Raw genomic sequence first — 17266 nt, forward strand, 5'->3', positions numbered from 1 at the left:
GAGCTCCTGTATTTAACGTGTGGCGAGGGGTGTTGGGTAGCCTGTGTGGGTAAGCCGCGGCTCTAGCGGAAGACGACGGTGCGGGAGTTGTTGAGCAGGACCCGGTGCTGGCAATGCCACTTCACCGCGCGGGAGAGTGCAATGGCCTCGGCGTCGCGGCCAGCCGTGACCAGCGATTCGGGATCCACGCCGTGGTCCACGCGAAATACCTCCTGCTCGATGATGGGACCTTCGTCCAGTTCCGCCGTGACATAATGCGCGGTGGCACCCACCAGCTTGACGCCGCGCTCGTACGCCTGGTGATACGGTTTGGCGCCCTTGAACCCCGGCAGGAAGGAGTGGTGGATGTTGATGGCACGGCCGCGCAAGGCGCCACACAGTTCGTCCGAGAGCACCTGCATGTAGCGTGCCAGGACCACCAGATCCGCCTGGTATTCATCGACGAGCTCCAGCATCCGGCGCTCGGCCTCCGGCTTGCCCTGTGCAGTGACAGGCACATGGATGAACGGCAGACCGGCGGCTTCCGCCATGGGCCGCAGGTCCTCATGGTTGGAGACGACGGCGACGATGTCCGCTCCCAGGCTGCCGGCGCGCCAGCGGAAGATCAGATCGTTGAGACAGTGCCCGAACTTGGACACCATCACGAGGATGCGCTGCGGCCTGCTGTCATGGAAACGAAACGACATCCCGAACTCGCCGGCCACGGCGGCGAAGTCCGCAGCGAGGGAATCCGCCGAGCTGGATGTCACGGGGCTGTTAACGGCTGTGGCGGAGTCTGCGCTGACGCCACCGGCCCCGGTGAAGGCGGTGCGGAGAAAGAGGGTGCCGCTGACGTGGTCATCGAATTGCTGGTGCTCTGAGATATCAAAGCCGCGTTCGGCCAGGAAGCTGGACACAGCGTGGACAATCCCAGGGCGTTCGGGGCAGGCCACCGTCAGGACAAACGGCGACGTGGTCCGTACGGGTGCTGCCACGGCTGGCGCGGACGCCTCAGGAGAACCTGAAACTGCCTGGAGCTCATTGCTCAGTTGAATGGTCAAGATCTTCACCTCGCTGCTTGGAATGACGTGTTGCGTGGAAGGATGCAGGCCTAGACATGGCCGTTAACGGTCAGGCCCGGCGGCAGGTTGGGAGCCAGATCGGACTCCTTGACCATGATTTGACCGTCTATGACGACGACTTCATGGACACGGACTGGCAGCTTGGCCGGCAGCGCGTCTGCTGCCCCTGTGCGCAGATTGAACTTTGAGGCATGCAGCGGGCATTCGACTTCACAGCCTTCAACCCAGCCGTCTGCCAGCGAGGCGTCCTGGTGCGTGCAGGTGTCGTCGAGGGCGAACAACTCGCCATCTTCGGTATGGAAAACAGCAATCGGCGGGGACGTTTCGAGTCGCAAGGCGTCCCCCGGGGCCAATGCGCTGAGCGGGCATGCGATATGCATTCGATAGACCTCTTTCACCGGTGACGAGCAACGCCTGCGGATGGGTTGAGCCATGATCAACTCTGATCACAATACGCAACAGCGTGATCCACCTCACTCTGACTTGTCAAGGGTTCAATCTTAATCCGCCGTTTGCTTGACATGGGCCTGTGAGTTCGGTCACGCTGTTTCGCATAGAGATGAATGTTGCGTAATGCGCAATTCATGTACGACAGAACTGGGAGGTGGCCATGCAGACATTGGCGATTGTGGGGGCATCACTTGCCGGCATTTCCGCCGCTCGGGCCGCGCGTGCCCAGGGGTTCCAGGGCAGGCTGGTAATCATCGGTGACGAGCTGCATCGGCCCTATGACAGGCCGCCGCTGTCAAAGGATTTCCTGGCAGGGAAAATCAGTGTGAACGATTTGTCCCTGGAAACCGGAGACCAGGACTCCGGGACCGAGCCGTTGCAGGCCGAATGGCTGCTCGGCACCCGTGCGCACAGCTTCGACGCCGCCTCCCGGACCATCACACTCGGCGACGGAAGAACCGTGGAGGCGGACGGCGTCGTGATTGCCACCGGCGCCTCCGCCCGCACACTGCCTGAACTGGCCGGACTGTCCAATGTCTTTACCCTGCGAACGCTGCAGGATGCCCAGGACCTCGCCCCGGAGCTCGTTCCGGGCGGCAGGCTGGTGATTGTCGGCGCCGGGTTCATCGGAGCGGAAGTAGCATCCACCGCCCGTGCGCTGGGTATGGACGTCAGCATCATCTGCGCCGGCCCGGTACCGCTCAGCGGCCCTCTTGGCACCGAGATGGGCGCCGTCATGGCCCGGCTCCACGAAATCAATGGCGTGGAACTGATCTGCGATACCGGCATCGATTGCTTCTACAGCGGCGAAGGGAACGTCACCGGTGTCCGTCTGGACGGCGGCCGGTACCTGTCCGCCGACGTCGTGCTGGTGGGCATCGGTGCCGTACCCAATGTCGGGTGGCTGGCCAGTTCCGGGCTGGGCATCGGGGACGGTGTACTCTGCGACTCGATGGGCCGGACCAATGTCCCCGGTGTGGTTGCCGTCGGTGACTGCGCTGCGTGGTTCGATCACCGGGCGGGCCGGCATCACCGGGTTGAACACTGGAGCGGGGCGTTGGAGCGTCCGGCCCTCGCGGTAGCTGCCGTGCTGGATCCCGGCGCCGCCCAGCAGCCGATGAACCTGCCGTATTTCTGGTCCGATCAATACGGTGTGAAACTGCAGTTCGCCGGCCACGCCCGCGATGCAGAGCGGGTGGCGATTGAAGCCGGTGACCCGGAGCAGCACAGCTTTCTGGCCGTGTACTACCGGGGCGCGGACCCTGTTGCTGTGCTGGGCGTGAACCAGCCCCGGCTTTTCACCAGGTGGCGCCGCCAGCTCAATGCCGCCAGCGCAAGCCTTCAGCCAAGCCTCGTCCCGTCCTGAAACTTCCCGCTCACTTCACGAGCAACGACTTCACAAACCCAGCTTTCGTCATCGCAGAGGAGTAAGAATGACCACCGAAGTAGTTTCGCCCAGCCTGATCCCGACCCTGCCAGGCCACACCTACGTGAGCGAAGAGATCTTCCGGGCCGAACAGGAACGCATCTTTGAGCAAATGTGGTTCTGTGCCGTGCGGACCGCTGATCTGGAGAAGCCTGGCTCCTTCAAGACGGTGCAGATCGGCCGCGAGAGTGTGCTGATCAACCGGACCAGGAAAGGCGAGATCAGGGCCTTCTTTAACATCTGCCGCCACCGTGGCGTGAAGCTTTGCATGGAGGAATCGGGTGAGGCCAACCGTGCGTTCCAGTGCCCGTATCACGCCTGGACCTATGACTTTGAAGGCAAACTCATCGCCGCCCCCAACCTGACGAAGATGCCGGATATTGACCGCAACGAGTACGGTCTGGTCAAGGTCCACGTGCGCGAGTACTTGGGCTACGTCTGGGTGTGTCTGGCCGACGAGCCGCCGTCCTTCGAAAAGGACGTCATGGGGGCCATCGAGGAACGGCTCGGGGACCTGCGGGCCGTTGAGGACTACGACATCGCCAACCTGAGCCTGGGACGTCGGATCAAGTACGATGTCAAGGCCAACTGGAAGCTCATTATCGAAAACTTCATGGAGTGCTACCACTGCGCCACCATTCACCCGGAACTTACTGAAGTGTTGCCCGAATTTGCTGACGGGCTGGCCGCCCAGTACTTCGTTGGCCACGGTGCTGAATTTGGTGATGACATCAAGGGCTTCACCATTGACGGTTCCGAGGGCCTGGACCGGATTCCCGGAGTGGGGGAGGATCAGGACCGGCGCTACTACGCCATCACCATTAAGCCGACGGTTTTCGTGAATCTGGTCCCGGACCACGTGATCATCCACCGGATGTTCCCGATGGCTGCCGACCGGACCATTGTTGAATGCGACTGGCTCTACCTGCCCAGCGTCGTGGAAAGCGGCAAGGACGTCACAGCGTCCGTTGAACTGTTCCACCGCGTGAACGAGCAGGATTTCGATGCCTGCGAACGCTGCCAGCCGGCCATGGGGTCACGGGTCTATGCCAATGGTGGCGTGCTGGTACCCAGCGAGCACCACATCGAAGCGTTCCACAGCTGGGTCACCAGCAGGATCGGCGATGTGCAGTCGGCACACTGAACCGCGCCCGCGGCTTTGCGTGGCCGCCGCGTCAGTCGGCGGTGTAACCCATCTTTGCGCTGATCGATTGCCCGGCCTGCTTGAGCTCATCCAACAGGCCGGGTATCTGTTCCGGATCAAACCGGAACGCCGGTCCCGAGATGCTCACCGATCCGATGACCTCGCCGCGGTGATTGTGGACGGGAACGGCGACGGCATTCAGCCCGGGTTCCAGTTCAGCGTAAACACTGGCGTAGCCGGCCTTGGCAATGCCGAGGAGCTGCTGTTCCAGATCTTCCCGGGAGGTGATGGTCTGCGCCGTAAACGCCGGCTGCCCGGTTTCGGCCAAGATGCGGTTCCGTGCCTCGACGGACAGCGCAGCAAGCATGACCTTGCCGCTGGATGTCGCGTGAAGTGGTGTCAGTCCGCCGATCCAGTCCTGGGTGGCCAGCGTGGACGGTCCCATGGCCTGGTCCACATTTACTGCATAGTTGGAGCGCAGCACGGCCAGATTCACCGTCTCGGCAAATTTCGCCACCAGGGCCTCAAGGTCTGCGCGGGCTTCCCTGACCACACTGAGCCGGGCCGGAATGGCGCTGGCCAGACGGAGAATGTTGAAGCCGAGCTGGTATTTTCCGCGCTCGCTGTTCTGCTGGACCATGCCCCTGGCATCGAGTGCGCTGAGCAACCTGGATGCCGTGGACTTATGGACGCCCATTTCCTCAGCGATTTCACTGACGCCGGCGTCGCCGTCGCGGGCCAGGATTTCAAGTACGGTGATGGCCCGGTCTACGGACTGCACACCTCCATGTTGCGCGGCATCGGGGTCAAGGTGAGGGGAATTGTCGGCAACCATAATGATCATCGTCTCAAACGCGGTCAAGGGGGAGAGGCCTCCGCCGTCCGTGTCGCGGTCCCGCATCGGTGGGCAGGACTCTCCATCCTGCTCCCGTCCTCCAGCGTGGGGTGCAGCCTAAAGGATGTTGCGGATTGTCTGCTCGAAGCCGGTGACATGGTGAAGTGCGAGCTCGGCTGCCTTCTCGCCGTCGCCGTCGGCAATGGCGTTCAGCAGTTCGACGTGTTCGGTGATGTGGCCCGTCACCGACGGCATTTTGTCAAGCACCAGGCACCAGATGCGCGTGGCCAGGTTGTCGTAGCGGATCAGTACGTCCTCGAGATGGGGGTTCGCAGCCGCGCGGTAGATCAGCCTGTGCACGGTGATGTCGTAGCGCATCAGCGCCCGCTGGTCCGCACGCTCCGCTTCCAGCTCCCCGATTTCCCGGGCCACGTCACGGATCTCCCTGCGCAGCTCGTCATTGGCCATCCTGGCGGCCCGCCGGGCGGCCAGGGGCTCCAGCAACTCCCTGATTTCAGATACGTCCGCCAGCTCGGTGATGTCCACGCCGGTGGCGAAGGTGCCCCGTCGAGGGTAGGAGACCAGCAGATGGTCTCCCTCCAGCCGCTTGATCGCTTCGCGTACAGGGGTGCGGCCGATACCAAGTTCCGCTGCGATCTGACCGTCGTTGATCGGGTCACCCGGCCGGATTTCCAACATGATCAGTTTGTCGCGCAATTGCCTGTAAGCCAGCTCGGCCAACGAGGTGCCGGGTGTCTGCGTGCCGGCGCCAGGGCCATCCAATACCATGCTCATTTTCGCTCCCGTTGGCAGTTTTCCAGTTTCGGTTGCCGGTCACGCGGCCCACGCCTGTTGACGCCTTGTGATCTACAACATATTATTGCACCAGTTCTAATATATCAGTTGAACAACACAGGTATTTCAAGCGATACGAGTGCTTCAACAGCGTAGGGATTTCAAAGGAGAGACCATGAACGAGCAGCTGAACCACACCCTCGCCGACGCCGACGCCGAAGTCGCGCAGGCCATCGCGCAGGAACTCATCCGCCAGCAGTCAACACTGGAGATGATCGCTTCCGAGAACTTCGCGCCGGCTTCGGTGATGGAGGCACAGGGCTCGGTGCTGACCAACAAGTACGCCGAGGGCTACCCGGGCAAGCGCTACTACGGCGGCTGCGAGCACGTCGACGTGATCGAGCAGCTGGCAATTGACCGGGTCAAAGTGCTGTTCGGGGCCGAAGCGGCCAACGTGCAGCCGCACTCCGGAGCCCAGGCCAACGCCGCCGCCATGTTCGCGCTGCTGGAACCCGGCGACACCATCATGGGACTGGACCTGGCCCACGGCGGCCACCTCACGCATGGGATGCGCCTCAACTTCTCCGGCAAGCTCTACAACGTGGTCCCGTACCACGTGAGCAAAGACGATCATCTGGTGGATATGGCCGAAGTGGAGGCGCTGGCACTCCAGCACCGGCCCAGAATGATCGTGGCCGGCTGGTCCGCGTACTCCCGGCAGCTGGATTTCGCGGAATTCCGCCGGATCGCCGATCTGGTGGGCGCGTACCTGATGGTGGACATGGCTCACTTCGCCGGACTCGTGGCCGCAGGGTTGCACCCCAACCCGGTGCCCTTTGCGGACATTGTCACCACTACCACCCACAAGACCCTCGGCGGCCCGCGCGGCGGCGTCATCCTGAGTAAGGAAAAATACGCCCGCAAGATCAACAGCGCAGTGTTCCCTGGGCAGCAGGGCGGACCGCTTGAGCACGTGATCGCTGCCAAGGCCGTTGCCTTCAAGATCGCCGCCTCCGAAGAGTTCAAGGAGCGTCAGCAGCGCACGCTGGAAGGCGCCGGCATCCTGGCCGCCAGGCTGTTGAAGGACGACGTCGGCGCCGCCGGCATTTCGGTGGTCAACGGCGGGACTGATGTGCACCTGGTCCTCGTGGACCTGCGGAATTCCGAACTTGACGGGCAGCAGGCCGAAGACCGGCTGCACCGGATCGGCATCACCGTCAACCGCAACGCCGTGCCTTTTGATCCCCGCCCGCCCATGGTGTCCTCCGGTCTCCGGATCGGCACCCCGGCGCTGGCCACCCGCGGCTTTGGAGCCGCAGAGTTCGCTGAGGTCGCGGACATCATAGCGGAAGCCCTCATGGGTTCAAGGGGAGACGGAGCAACGGGAGCCGGGCAACTCAGTGAGGAATCCGCCGTCGGCCTCCGCCGCAGGGTCAGCATGCTGGCCACGGACTTCCCGCTTTACCCGCACCTGACTCTTGACGGCAATCGTGCCGGCGCACTGTCGACAGAAGAAGCGTCGACAGAAGCACTGGCAACAGAACCTGAGGCAGAAATGATTGGAGCAGCACAGTGAGCACGCATCAGCTTCCGGAACACCCTGAGTTCCTCTGGCGCAACCCGGAGCCCAAATCCTCCTATGATGCAGTCATCGTGGGCGGCGGCGGGCATGGCCTGGCCACCGCCTACTTCCTGGCGAAGAACCATGGCATGACCAATATCGCGGTCCTGGAAAAAGGCTGGCTGGCTGGCGGCAACATGGCCCGGAACACCACCATCATCCGCTCCAACTACCTCTGGGACGAGAGCGCTGCCATCTACGAGCACTCCCTCAAGCTGTGGGAAATCCTGCCCGAGGAGCTCGAGTATGACTTCCTGTTCAGCCAGCGCGGTGTGATGAACCTGGCGCACACACTGGGCGACGTCCGCGAAAGCATCCGCCGCGTGGGCGCCAACAAGCTCAACGGCGTGGACGCCGAGTGGCTGGACCCGCAGCAGGTCAAGGAACTCTGCCCCATCCTGAACATCAACGACAACATCCGCTACCCGGTCATGGGCGCCACCTACCAGCCCCGGGCCGGCATCGCCAAGCACGATCACGTGGCCTGGGCTTTCGCCCGTAAATGCAACGAGCTGGGCGTGGACATCATCCAGAACTGCGAAGTCACCGGCTTCCTGAAGGACGGCAACCGGGTGGTGGGAGTCAAGACCAACCGGGGCACCATCAACACCGAAAAAGTGGGACTGTGCGCGGCCGGCCACAGCAGCGTCCTTGCCGAGATGGCAGGGTTCCGGCTGCCCATCCAGTCCCACCCCCTTCAGGCACTCGTGTCCGAGCTGCACGAACCCGTCCACCCCACCGTGGTGATGTCCAACCACGTGCACGTCTACGTTTCCCAGGCCCACAAGGGCGAGCTGGTCATGGGCGCCGGCGTGGACTCCTACAACGGCTACGGCCAGCGCGGCTCCTTCCACGTGATCGAGCAGCAGATGGCGGCAGCCGTCGAACTCTTCCCGACCTTCGCCCGGGCCCACGTGTTGCGGACCTGGGGCGGGATTGTGGACACCACCCTGGATGCCTCCCCGATCGTGGGCACCACTCCGGTGGAAAACATGTTCGTCAACTGCGGCTGGGGAACCGGCGGCTTCAAGGGCACTCCCGCGGCTGGCCTGACGTTTGCACACACGATCGCCACCGGCACCCCGCACAAGCTGAACAAACCTTTCGCACTGGAACGCTTCGAAACCGGTGCCCTGATCGACGAACACGGCGCCGCTGCCGTGGCCCACTAGAAGGAGGAGATCGCAGATGCTGCTGATCGAATGCCCCAATTGCGGGACGCGCGATGAAACCGAATTCCACTACGGCGGCCAGGCTCACGTGGCCTACCCGGAAAGCCCGGATGCCCTGACGGACCGCGAATGGGCCGAGTACCTCTTCTACCGGGACAACACCAGGGGTGTCTTCGCCGAGCGCTGGGTCCACAGCACCGGCTGCCGGCAATGGTTCAACACCCTCCGGGACACCGTGAGCTATGACATCAGTGCGGTCTACCGGATGGGGGAGCGCCCCGGCGGGCTGGACCCGGTGTACACCGTAATTGACGGGGGCGTAGCGGCTCCAGACTCAGGCACAGACTCACTCACAGATTCACGTACAGATTCACGTACCACCCAGCAGGAAGGATGACGGCCATGACGTCCCCCCAGAATCAGCCCAACCGGCTCGCCAGTGGCGGCCGCATTGACCGCAGCATCACCTGGCGGTTCACCGTGGACGGGCAGGAGTTCACCGGACACCCGGGAGACACCATCGCCTCCGCCCTTCTCGCCAACGGCCACGTCAACGCCGGAAACTCCCTGTACGAGGACCGTCCCCGGGGCATCATGGCTGCCGGTGTTGAAGAACCCAATGCCCTGGTGAAGGTGGCTCCCCGGTTCCCCGGCCACGTTGCCGAATCCATGCTGCCGGCCACGGCTGTGACGCTGGTGGACGGGCTCAGCGCCGAACTTCTCAATGGCCTCGGCAAACTGGACCCGGACGAGGACCAGGCTGAATACGATAAGAAGTACGTGCACACCGACGTCCTGGTGGTCGGCGGCGGACCCGCCGGTCTGGCCGCTGCACGCGAGGCCGTACGCACCGGCGCCCGCGTTATTCTGATCGATGACCAGCCCGAACTCGGCGGCAGCCTGCTCTCTGCCTCCACCGCGCCGGAACGGGCCGAGCCGATCGAAGGCACGCCTGCCCTGGACTGGGTGGCTGACGTTGAGGCGGAACTCATCTCCGCAGCCGACTGCACCGTGCTGAACCGCACCACCGCCTTCGGCTCCTACGATTCCAACTACTTCATCGCGGCCCAGAACCGCACCGACCACCTTTCCAGCCCCGCCGCCTCCGGTGTTTCACGGCAGCGGATCTGGCACGTCCGGGCGCGGCAGGTGGTGCTTGCACCCGGCGCGCACGAGCGTCCGCTGGTGTTCGAAAACAATGACCGCCCCGGCATCATGCTGGCCTCCGCCGTCCGCAGCTACCTCAACCGCTACGCCGTGGCTGCCGGTTCGCGCGTTGTCATCAGCACCACGAACGATTCCGCCTACGCGCTCCTGGCGGATCTGCAGGCAGCCGGCGTCAAGGTTGCCGCCGTTGTTGACGCCCGTCCGAAACTGAGCGGGCAGGCCGCTGCCGCCGTCGAATCCGGCGTCCGGGTCCTGATCGGCAGCGCCGTGGCCAACACCTCCAGCGCTGATGCTTCCGCCGCTGGCACCTTCAACACGGGCCGGTTGACCGGCGTCACCGTCCGCAGCATCAACGACGACGGCGAACTCACCTCCGGCGTCGAGCAGCTTGCCTGCGATCTGCTCGCCGTCTCCGGTGGCTGGAGCCCCGTGGTCCACCTCCACAGCCAGCGCCAGGGCAAGCTGCGCTGGGATGAAGAGCTGGCAGCCTTTGTGCCCAGCGCTGCAGTGCCGAACCAGCTGGTAGCCGGCTCGGGACGCGGCAGCTTTGAACTGGCTGACTGCCTGTCCGAAGGTATTTCGGCGGGTGCCGCGGCGGCCATCGCAGCCGGCTTCAGCTCCGCCGTCGTGCCGTCCACGCCGGTGGCGCCGCTTCCCTCCGCGCCGATCCGCCAGCTGTGGCTGGTGCCCGGTCAGGAGGGCGGCCCGGAGGATTGGCACCACCACTTCGTGGACTTCCAGCGCGACCAGTCCGTGGCGGATGTCCTCCGTTCCACCGGTGCAGGCCTGCGTTCGGTGGAGCACATCAAGCGCTACACCTCCATCAGCACGGCCAACGACCAGGGCAAGACCTCCGGCGTCAACGCAATCGGCGTGATTGCCGCAGCGCTCAAACACGGCGGCGCGGACTCCGCCGAGGGCACACGCGGCATCGGCGAAATCGGCACCACGGCATACCGCGCACCGTTCACCCCGGTGGCGTTCGCTGCCTTGGCCGGACGCCAGCGCGGGGAGCTGTTCGACCCCGCCCGCGTCACCTCCATCCACCCCTGGCATGTGGCGCAGGGCGCACTGTTCGAGGACGTGGGACAGTGGAAGCGGCCCTGGTACTACCCCCGGCCGGGCGAGGACATGGACGCCGCAGTGCTCCGCGAGTGCGGTGCCGTGCGTGATTCCGTGGGCATTATGGACGCCACCACGCTCGGCAAGATCGAGATCCGCGGCAAGGACGCCGGCGAATTCCTGAACCGCATCTACACCAACGCGTTCAAGAAACTGGCTCCAGGCTCGGCCCGCTACGGCGTGATGTGCACCCCGGACGGCATGATTTTCGACGACGGCGTGACGTTGCGTCTGGATGATGACCGCTTCTTCATGACCACCACCACCGGTGGCGCCGCGAAGGTGCTGGACTGGCTGGAGGAATGGCTGCAGACCGAGTGGCCTGAACTGGACGTGCACTGCACCTCGGTGACGGAGCAATGGAGCACCATCGCGGTGGTGGGGCCAAAGTCCCGGGCCGTGCTCGCCAAAGTCGCGCCGCAGCTCGCCGTAGACGGCGGGCTGGAAGCCGATGCTTTCCCTTTCATGACGTTCCGCGAGACCACGCTGGCCTCCGGAGTGCAGGCCCGGATCTGCAGGATTTCGTTCTCCGGCGAGCTGGCCTACGAAATCAACATCCCGTCCTGGTACGGGCTGAACACCTGGGAAGCCGTGGCCGCCGCAGGGGCGGAATTCAACATCACCCCCTACGGCACCGAGACCATGCACGTGCTCCGTGCCGAGAAGGGCTACCCGATCGTGGGCCAGGACACTGACGGCACAGTCACGCCGCAGGACGCCGGGATGGAATGGGTGGTCTCCAAAGCCAAGGACTTCATTGGCAAGCGCTCCTACAACCGCAAGGAAGCGGTGCGCGCGGACCGGAAACACCTGGTCAGTGTGCTCCCGGTGGATGGTTCAATCCGTCTCCCGGAAGGTTCCCAACTGGTTGAAAAGGGCATCACTGTCAACCCGGCCTACGGCCCCGTGCCCATGCAGGGCTTCGTGACATCCAGCTACCACAGCGCCGCGTTGGGCAGGTCCTTCGCGCTGGCCCTGATCAAAAACGGCCGCAACCGGATCGGTGAGACCCTCGTGGCCGCGGCCGGAGACCGGCTGGTGGATGTTGTCGTGGCGGAAACTGTACTTTTCGACTCTGAAGGGACCCGTAAAGATGGCTGAAACAGCAGCACTTGCACATGTCAATGGACTCCGCGGAGTCCGCCGCAGCCCGGCCTCACACCTGGCCCCGGCATTCGACAACGGCTCCGTGCCCGGCATCGTTGAACTCCACGAGATTCCGTTCCAGACCATGGTGGGGATCCGGGTTGACCCCGCCTCCGAGGGAGGAAAGAGGGTAGCCGCCGTGACCGGTGGGCTGCCCGCGCGGTGTGGCGAGGTGGGTAGTGGCGACGTGGGTAGTGGCGACGTGGGTGGCGGCAGCTCCCGTAACAGTGCCTCCCGTAACGGGGCCTCCCGTAACGGGGCCTCCCGTAACGGGGCGGTGGCCGGCTCTGACTCCCGCATGGGGGGAGGCGTCACGGTGCTCTGGCTGAGCCCCTTTGAATTCCTTGTGGTGGCGCCCGAAGGCGCACACGACTCCCTGGGCGGCGACCTCGTCCGGGCGCTGACTGAGGCCCTGGCTGATGGCGAGGGCCAGGTGGTGGACCTTTCCGCAAACCGCACTGTGTTTGAACTCAGTGGCAGCAGGGCCCAGGCAGTACTGGAGAAGGGCTGTGCACTGGATCTTCATCCGCGCAGCTTTGCAGCAGGCACCGCCCTTGCCACGGAGATCGGCCACATCCCCACCATGCTGCTGAAGACGGGGGAGGAGACCTTCCGGGTTTTCCCCCGCGCGTCCCTTGCGGATTACCTTGGCCGGTGGATTCTGGACGGCATGCGGGAGTTCGCTTCGCCAGAGGTCCCCTGATGGCGCTCAGCGTTCTTGATCTGTTTTCCGTCGGGATCGGGCCGTCCTCCTCCCACACGGTCGGCCCGATGCGGGCGGCAAAGCTTTTCGCCGATGCGCTTAAAGGGGACGGGAAGCTGGACTCCACAGCGCGTGTGCAGGCCGAGCTGTTCGGTTCATTGGGCGCCACCGGCCGGGGCCACGGTTCTGACAAGGCGGTGGTGCTTGGTCTCCAGGGGCAGGCACCGGAAACAGTGGATACGGCCACCGCGGACGATCAGGTGGCGGCCGCAGCATTGGACGCCGAACTGCGGATAGGCGGCCACCACCGGGTTGACTTCAACTGGGATGAGGATGTGGTGCTGCACCGGCGCAAGTCGTTGCCGGCCCATCCCAACGGAATGACTTTCCGGGCACTGGACCACAACGGCGAGGTGGTCTCCGAGCGTAGCTACTACTCGATCGGCGGCGGTTTTGTGGTAGACGGTGACGCCGATGGCGCCGACCGTGTGGTGGCCGATGAAACCGTGCTGCCCTACCCGTTCACCACGGCGGACGAGCTGCTCGCGATCTGCCAGCGGGAGGGTTTATCCATCTCCGGCGTGATGCTCGCCAACGAATTGGTCTGGCGCAGCGAAGCCGAGCTCCGCGAAAAGCTCCTGGCCCTCTGGGCCGTGATGCGCACCTGCGTGGACAACGGCTGCGCCGCGGAAGGTGTCCTCCCCGGCGGGCTCAACGTGAAGCGGCGGGCGCCGTCGCTATTCAAAACCCTCACCGCCACCGATGCCGGTCTGCAGGGCGCAGGCTCGGCCGATCCGTTGCTGGCCATGGAGTGGGTGAACCTGTTTGCGCTTGCCGTCAATGAGGAAAACGCGGCCGGCGGCCGGATTGTCACGGCGCCTACCAACGGCGCCGCCGGGATCGTCCCGGCCGTGCTGCATTACTACACGAAGTTTGTGCCGGGAGCCAACGACGACGGTGTGGTGCGCTTCCTCCTGGCAGCGGCCGCCGTCGGCATCCTGTTCAAGATCAACGCGTCGATTTCGGGCGCCGAGGTGGGCTGCCAGGGCGAAGTCGGCTCGGCCTGTTCTATGGCGGCGGCCGGGCTCTGCGAGGTCCTCGGCGGCATGCCCGGCCAGGTGGAAAACGCTGCCGAGGTGGGGATTGAGCACAACCTGGGCCTGACCTGCGATCCCGTGGGCGGGCTGGTGCAGATTCCCTGCATCGAACGCAATGCGATTGCAAGCGTCAAAGCCATCAACGCTGCGCGGCTCGCCCTGCACGGAGACGGCAGCCACAAGGTTTCACTGGACAACGCCATCAAAACGATGCGCGAGACAGGAGCGGATATGAAAACCAAGTACAAGGAGACCTCCCGTGGAGGCCTCGCCGTCAACGTGATTGAGTGCTGAGCCATGACTGCCATCCAGACTGAAACCCCGGCAACGTTGCCGGCCACCACGGTTGAACACGTCCTCACACTCGACTGCCCGGAACAGCCGGGCATTGTGCACGCCGTCTCCGGCTTCCTGCTGGAGCACGGCTGCGACATCGTCGACAACCAGCAGTACGGCGAACGGTCCGAGGGGCACTTCTTTATGCGCGTGCACTTCGCATCCGCCGGCGATGCCTCCACGGCGGCATCGCTGAGGATCGCTTTTGCGCCGTTGGCCCGGGACTACGGCATGAGCTGGAAACTTGTGGAACGCGGGTCAAAACGCAAGATCATGATCATGGTGTCCAAATTCGGGCATTGCCTCAACGACCTGCTGTTCCGGGCCCGGATCGGTGAACTCCCGGTGGAAGTGGTGGCTGTGGTCTCCAACCACACCGATCACCAGACGCTCGTGGATTGGCACGGCATACCGTTCTTCCACGTCCCCGTCACCGCGGCTACCAAGCCGGCGGCAGAGAACCGGCTGCTTGAGCTCATTGACGAGTTCGATGTGGAGCTGGTTGTCCTGGCGCGCTACATGCAGGTCCTCAGCGATAGCCTGACCCGAAAGCTGGACGGCCGCGCCATCAACATCCATCACTCGTTCCTGCCCAGCTTCAAGGGCGCTAAGCCCTACCACCAGGCCTACGCCCGGGGCGTGAAGACAGTCGGCGCCACAGCCCACTACGTCAACGGCGAACTGGATGAGGGGCCCATCATTTCCCAGCAGGTAGTGGAAGTGGACCACACCTATGGACCCGCTGACCTCGTGGCCGCCGGCAGGGACACCGAGTGTAAGGCGCTCAGCAACGCGGTCCGCTGGCATTGCGAGGGCCGCGTGATCCTGCAGGGCAACAGGACAGTGGTGCTGCGCTAGCACCCGCCGTGTTCGTGTCCGGTCCCGGCACCGGATTTCCCCGTCCGTCCAACGATCCGCGGACCGGCTTGGCCGTGGCCAGTTCCAGTGCCCGCCTTGCTTCCACGACTGTCTACAGATCCTTCCGGCACTGGGCTTTGCCGAGCTCATGCAGGCCATTGAGGTCGCCGGCGGCCAGTCCGTCCGGTGCCCCGATCTCCGGGTACATCAGCTGTACGGGGTCATCAACGTGTTCCAGCCCCATCACATGTCCGAGTTCGTGCAGGATCACGGCCATGGCGTAGCGGGCGCCGTCCGGATGCTTGAGTTCCTCGCCGATCTGCGGGGCGTCCAGCTCCAGGCTGCCGGTGACAAAACTCTTGGGGCCCTCATCGAAACTGAAGTGCGTGCTGCCGCCGGTGCCGATCACCTGGCCCTTGAGCTTGGGTGCTACCTCAGGCGTGGTCCACGCGATGAGCAGGGGCGCCCACCGTTCTCCGTAGGCTTGGGGCTGGTAGGGGAGCCGCTGCTCTGAAGGCTTCTCGGTCGTGGAGCCGTCGTCGATGAACCTGATGCCTGTTGCCAGCGACACCGTCTGGATGGCTTGGTGGACCAGCTGTTCCGATCCATCAGGCGCGAGCTTGGCGTTTATCACAAAGTGCAACGGCCGGCACGGCGAATACCCAACGGGTGTGCCGTCGTCGTTCGTTGCCAGGAACTTATACGAATCACTGGCCGACGGCGGTTCCTGGGGTTTTCCGAGCGGAGCGTCAGCCTCCTCGAATCCAGGCGGTGGGGCCTCCGTGTTCCGTTCCGCGGCGGGCCGTTGACCGTCCGGTTGCCCTGCCTGGCCTGCGTGGCCTGCTTGGCCGCTGCCGGCGCCGATCCGGAACTCCAAAAGGCCCACAAACCTTGGATCTCCGTAGACCAAGCCGGCCACCAGAAACGCTGCCGCAGCAATGGCCGTGATCACCAGCAGATTCCGGATGAACAGGCCGGCTGCTGCGCCGCGGCTCGAATGACGCGGACGGTGCCCGTCCACTAGCCCACCACGGCGCCGAATGCCATACCCAGCAGGTAGGTCGCCCCGGCAGCGCCCAGTCCGATGGCCAGTTGCCTGAGTCCGCGTGTGAGCGGGGACGTTCCGGAAAGGAGGCCGACGACGCCGCCGGTCGCCAGGAGTGCGATGCCCACCAGGACGCCGGCTACGAGCAGAGCCGCCACTCCGGTCATGCCGAAGATGAACGGAAGGATGGGGACGATCGCCCCGGAAGCAAAAAAGCAGAAGCTGGAGAGGGAGGCACCCCAGGCGGTGCCGACCGCCTCATGCTGATCCCCGGTCTCGGGGACCTCCGGCTGCAGCGACAGGCTGGGATCACAGTCGCAGGCCAACAGGCCCATCCGCTCCGCCACGCGGTGCTCGGCAGCCTGCCGTGACATCCCGCGGGCCAGATACACCAGCAGAAGTTCATTGTGTTCGATGTCCAGTTGCGGCGCGGCGGCCAGCGTGACTTGGGTGGGACGGGTGGCGGCCAGCAACTCCCGTTGCGAGCGCACGGACACATACTCGCCGGCGCCCATGGAGAGCGCGCCGGCGAGGAGACCGGCCACGCCGCTGAGCAGCACCACGGAACTGGCCACGCCCGAGGCGGCCATGCCCATCACCAGGGAGAGGTTGCTGACCAGGCCGTCATTGGCGCCGAAGACAGCAGCCCGGAATGTTCCCGCGAGGCGGTTCCGGCCGCGTGTCGCCAGGCCTCGAACCACTTCCTCGTGAATCTGTTCGTCGGCAACCATGGCCGGCGTGGCGGAAGGATCCTTGGCATAGGGCGAGCGGCCCTCGGCACGCTGGGCCAGTGCCAGCACGAAAACGGAGCCAAAATGCCTCGCCAGGAAGCCCAGCAGCTGGCTACGGAGGGAGGCTGGCCGGGACTTTTCAGCGTGGCCGCCCAGCAGCCGGAGCCAGTGGGCTTCATGGCGGCCTTCGGCCTCGGCCAGGGCAAGCAGGATGGAGCGCTCTTCGCCACTGCGGCTCTGCGCCAGATCCCGGTATACCGAGGCCTCGGCACGTTCATCGGCCAGGTACTGACGCCAGCGCCGGATGTCGGTGGGGCTGGGCCGGCTGCCGGCAGCATGAACGGCGGATTCAGCAGCGGTATCAGCGGCAGGGGCTGGAAAAGGCGCCGGGGAGCCGGAGCTGACGGGCGGCTCGGGATGCTGTTCAGATTTTGCGTGCTGAGACACAGGGGACTCCTGGGCTTGATGGGGCATGGTTCGGCCCCATTGCAATGCCCAGCTTACCCGGGAAGTCCGAGGAATACCGGCCGGTATTCCTCATGGAAGGGTTTAGGGAA

At 64.5% G+C, this 17266-nt stretch carries 15 protein-coding genes; 9 read left to right on the forward strand and 6 right to left on the reverse strand.

The genetic code is table 11. From position 1 onward, the window contains the following. Positions 1-62: 62 nt before the first annotated feature. Together purU (ACQCST_RS06020) and ACQCST_RS06025 are read right to left on the reverse strand one after the other, a co-directional pair. Positions 63-974, reverse strand: a complete 912-nt coding sequence (purU, locus tag ACQCST_RS06020; protein ID WP_426999087.1) for a formyltetrahydrofolate deformylase — start codon at positions 972-974, stop codon at positions 63-65. A 116-nt stretch (positions 975-1090) separates the two neighbouring features. Next, entirely contained in the window at positions 1091-1441 is a 351-nt protein-coding gene (locus tag ACQCST_RS06025) for a bifunctional 3-phenylpropionate/cinnamic acid dioxygenase ferredoxin subunit (protein WP_426998397.1), read from the reverse strand. Positions 1442-1671: 230 nt separating this feature from the next. Between ACQCST_RS06025 and ACQCST_RS06030 the strand changes: the two genes are divergently transcribed. Beyond that, positions 1672-2877, forward strand: coding sequence for an NAD(P)/FAD-dependent oxidoreductase (locus ACQCST_RS06030; protein WP_426998398.1), 1206 nt, complete (start codon positions 1672-1674; stop codon positions 2875-2877). Positions 2878-2944: 67 nt separating this feature from the next. Next, a complete protein-coding gene (locus tag ACQCST_RS06035; RefSeq protein WP_426998399.1) occupies positions 2945-4081 on the forward strand; it encodes an aromatic ring-hydroxylating oxygenase subunit alpha in 1137 nt (378 codons plus the stop codon). A 31-nt stretch (positions 4082-4112) separates the two neighbouring features. Here ACQCST_RS06035 and ACQCST_RS06040 read toward each other — a convergent pair whose 3' ends face one another. Together ACQCST_RS06040 and ACQCST_RS06045 are read right to left on the reverse strand one after the other, a co-directional pair. Further along, positions 4113-4916: an IclR family transcriptional regulator gene (locus tag ACQCST_RS06040; protein ID WP_426999088.1), complete on the reverse strand. Its 804-nt coding sequence runs from the start codon at positions 4914-4916 to the stop codon at positions 4113-4115. A gap of 117 nt (positions 4917-5033) precedes the next feature. Beyond that, positions 5034-5705, reverse strand: a complete 672-nt coding sequence (locus ACQCST_RS06045) for a GntR family transcriptional regulator (protein ID WP_426999089.1) — start codon at positions 5703-5705, stop codon at positions 5034-5036. Between the two features lie 181 nt (positions 5706-5886). Here ACQCST_RS06045 and glyA point away from each other — a divergent pair, with 181 nt between their 5' ends. From glyA to purU (ACQCST_RS06080), 7 genes are read left to right on the forward strand one after another with little or no spacing between them, the layout of a single operon-like run. After that, complete coding sequence (glyA, locus tag ACQCST_RS06050; protein WP_426998400.1) at positions 5887-7287, forward strand: serine hydroxymethyltransferase; 1401 nt, start codon at positions 5887-5889, stop codon at positions 7285-7287. Next, the gene (locus ACQCST_RS06055) at positions 7284-8504 is read left to right on the forward strand and encodes a sarcosine oxidase subunit beta family protein (protein ID WP_426998401.1); all 1221 of its coding nucleotides are present in this window, start codon (positions 7284-7286) and stop codon (positions 8502-8504) included. The genes glyA and ACQCST_RS06055 overlap by 4 nt, the downstream gene beginning before the upstream one ends. 16 nt (positions 8505-8520) lie before the next feature. After that, entirely contained in the window at positions 8521-8901 is a 381-nt protein-coding gene (locus tag ACQCST_RS06060) for a sarcosine oxidase subunit delta (RefSeq protein ID WP_426998402.1), read from the forward strand. 5 nt (positions 8902-8906) lie between these two features. Further along, positions 8907-11894 carry a sarcosine oxidase subunit alpha family protein gene (locus ACQCST_RS06065; protein WP_426998403.1) on the forward strand — a complete coding sequence of 996 codons (2988 nt, stop codon included), beginning with the start codon at positions 8907-8909 and terminating at the stop codon, positions 11892-11894. Further along, positions 11887-12642 (forward strand): sarcosine oxidase subunit gamma, encoded by a 756-nt coding sequence (locus ACQCST_RS06070; protein WP_426998404.1) that lies wholly within the window; start codon positions 11887-11889, stop codon positions 12640-12642. The genes ACQCST_RS06065 and ACQCST_RS06070 overlap by 8 nt, the downstream gene beginning before the upstream one ends. After that, the gene (locus ACQCST_RS06075) at positions 12642-14033 is read left to right on the forward strand and encodes an L-serine ammonia-lyase (RefSeq protein ID WP_426998405.1); all 1392 of its coding nucleotides are present in this window, start codon (positions 12642-12644) and stop codon (positions 14031-14033) included. Before ACQCST_RS06070 ends, ACQCST_RS06075 begins: the two co-directional genes overlap by 1 nt. 3 nt (positions 14034-14036) lie before the next feature. Further along, on the forward strand, positions 14037-14933 hold the full coding sequence (gene purU / locus ACQCST_RS06080; RefSeq protein WP_426998406.1) for a formyltetrahydrofolate deformylase: 897 nt from the start codon (positions 14037-14039) through the stop codon (positions 14931-14933). Between the two features lie 112 nt (positions 14934-15045). On the opposite strand, the gene ACQCST_RS06085 is transcribed toward purU (ACQCST_RS06080), so the two are convergent. Both ACQCST_RS06085 and ACQCST_RS06090 read right to left on the reverse strand, forming a co-directional pair. Continuing rightward, positions 15046-15954 carry a matrixin family metalloprotease gene (locus ACQCST_RS06085; RefSeq protein ID WP_426998407.1) on the reverse strand — a complete coding sequence of 303 codons (909 nt, stop codon included), beginning with the start codon at positions 15952-15954 and terminating at the stop codon, positions 15046-15048. After that, the gene (locus tag ACQCST_RS06090) at positions 15954-17156 is read right to left on the reverse strand and encodes a VIT1/CCC1 transporter family protein (RefSeq protein WP_426998408.1); all 1203 of its coding nucleotides are present in this window, start codon (positions 17154-17156) and stop codon (positions 15954-15956) included. Before ACQCST_RS06090 ends, ACQCST_RS06085 begins: the two co-directional genes overlap by 1 nt. Positions 17157-17266: the final 110 nt, after the last annotated feature.

The sequence above is a fragment of the Pseudarthrobacter sp. N5 genome (assembly GCF_050157035.1).
Lineage (GTDB): Bacteria > Actinomycetota > Actinomycetes > Actinomycetales > Micrococcaceae > Arthrobacter.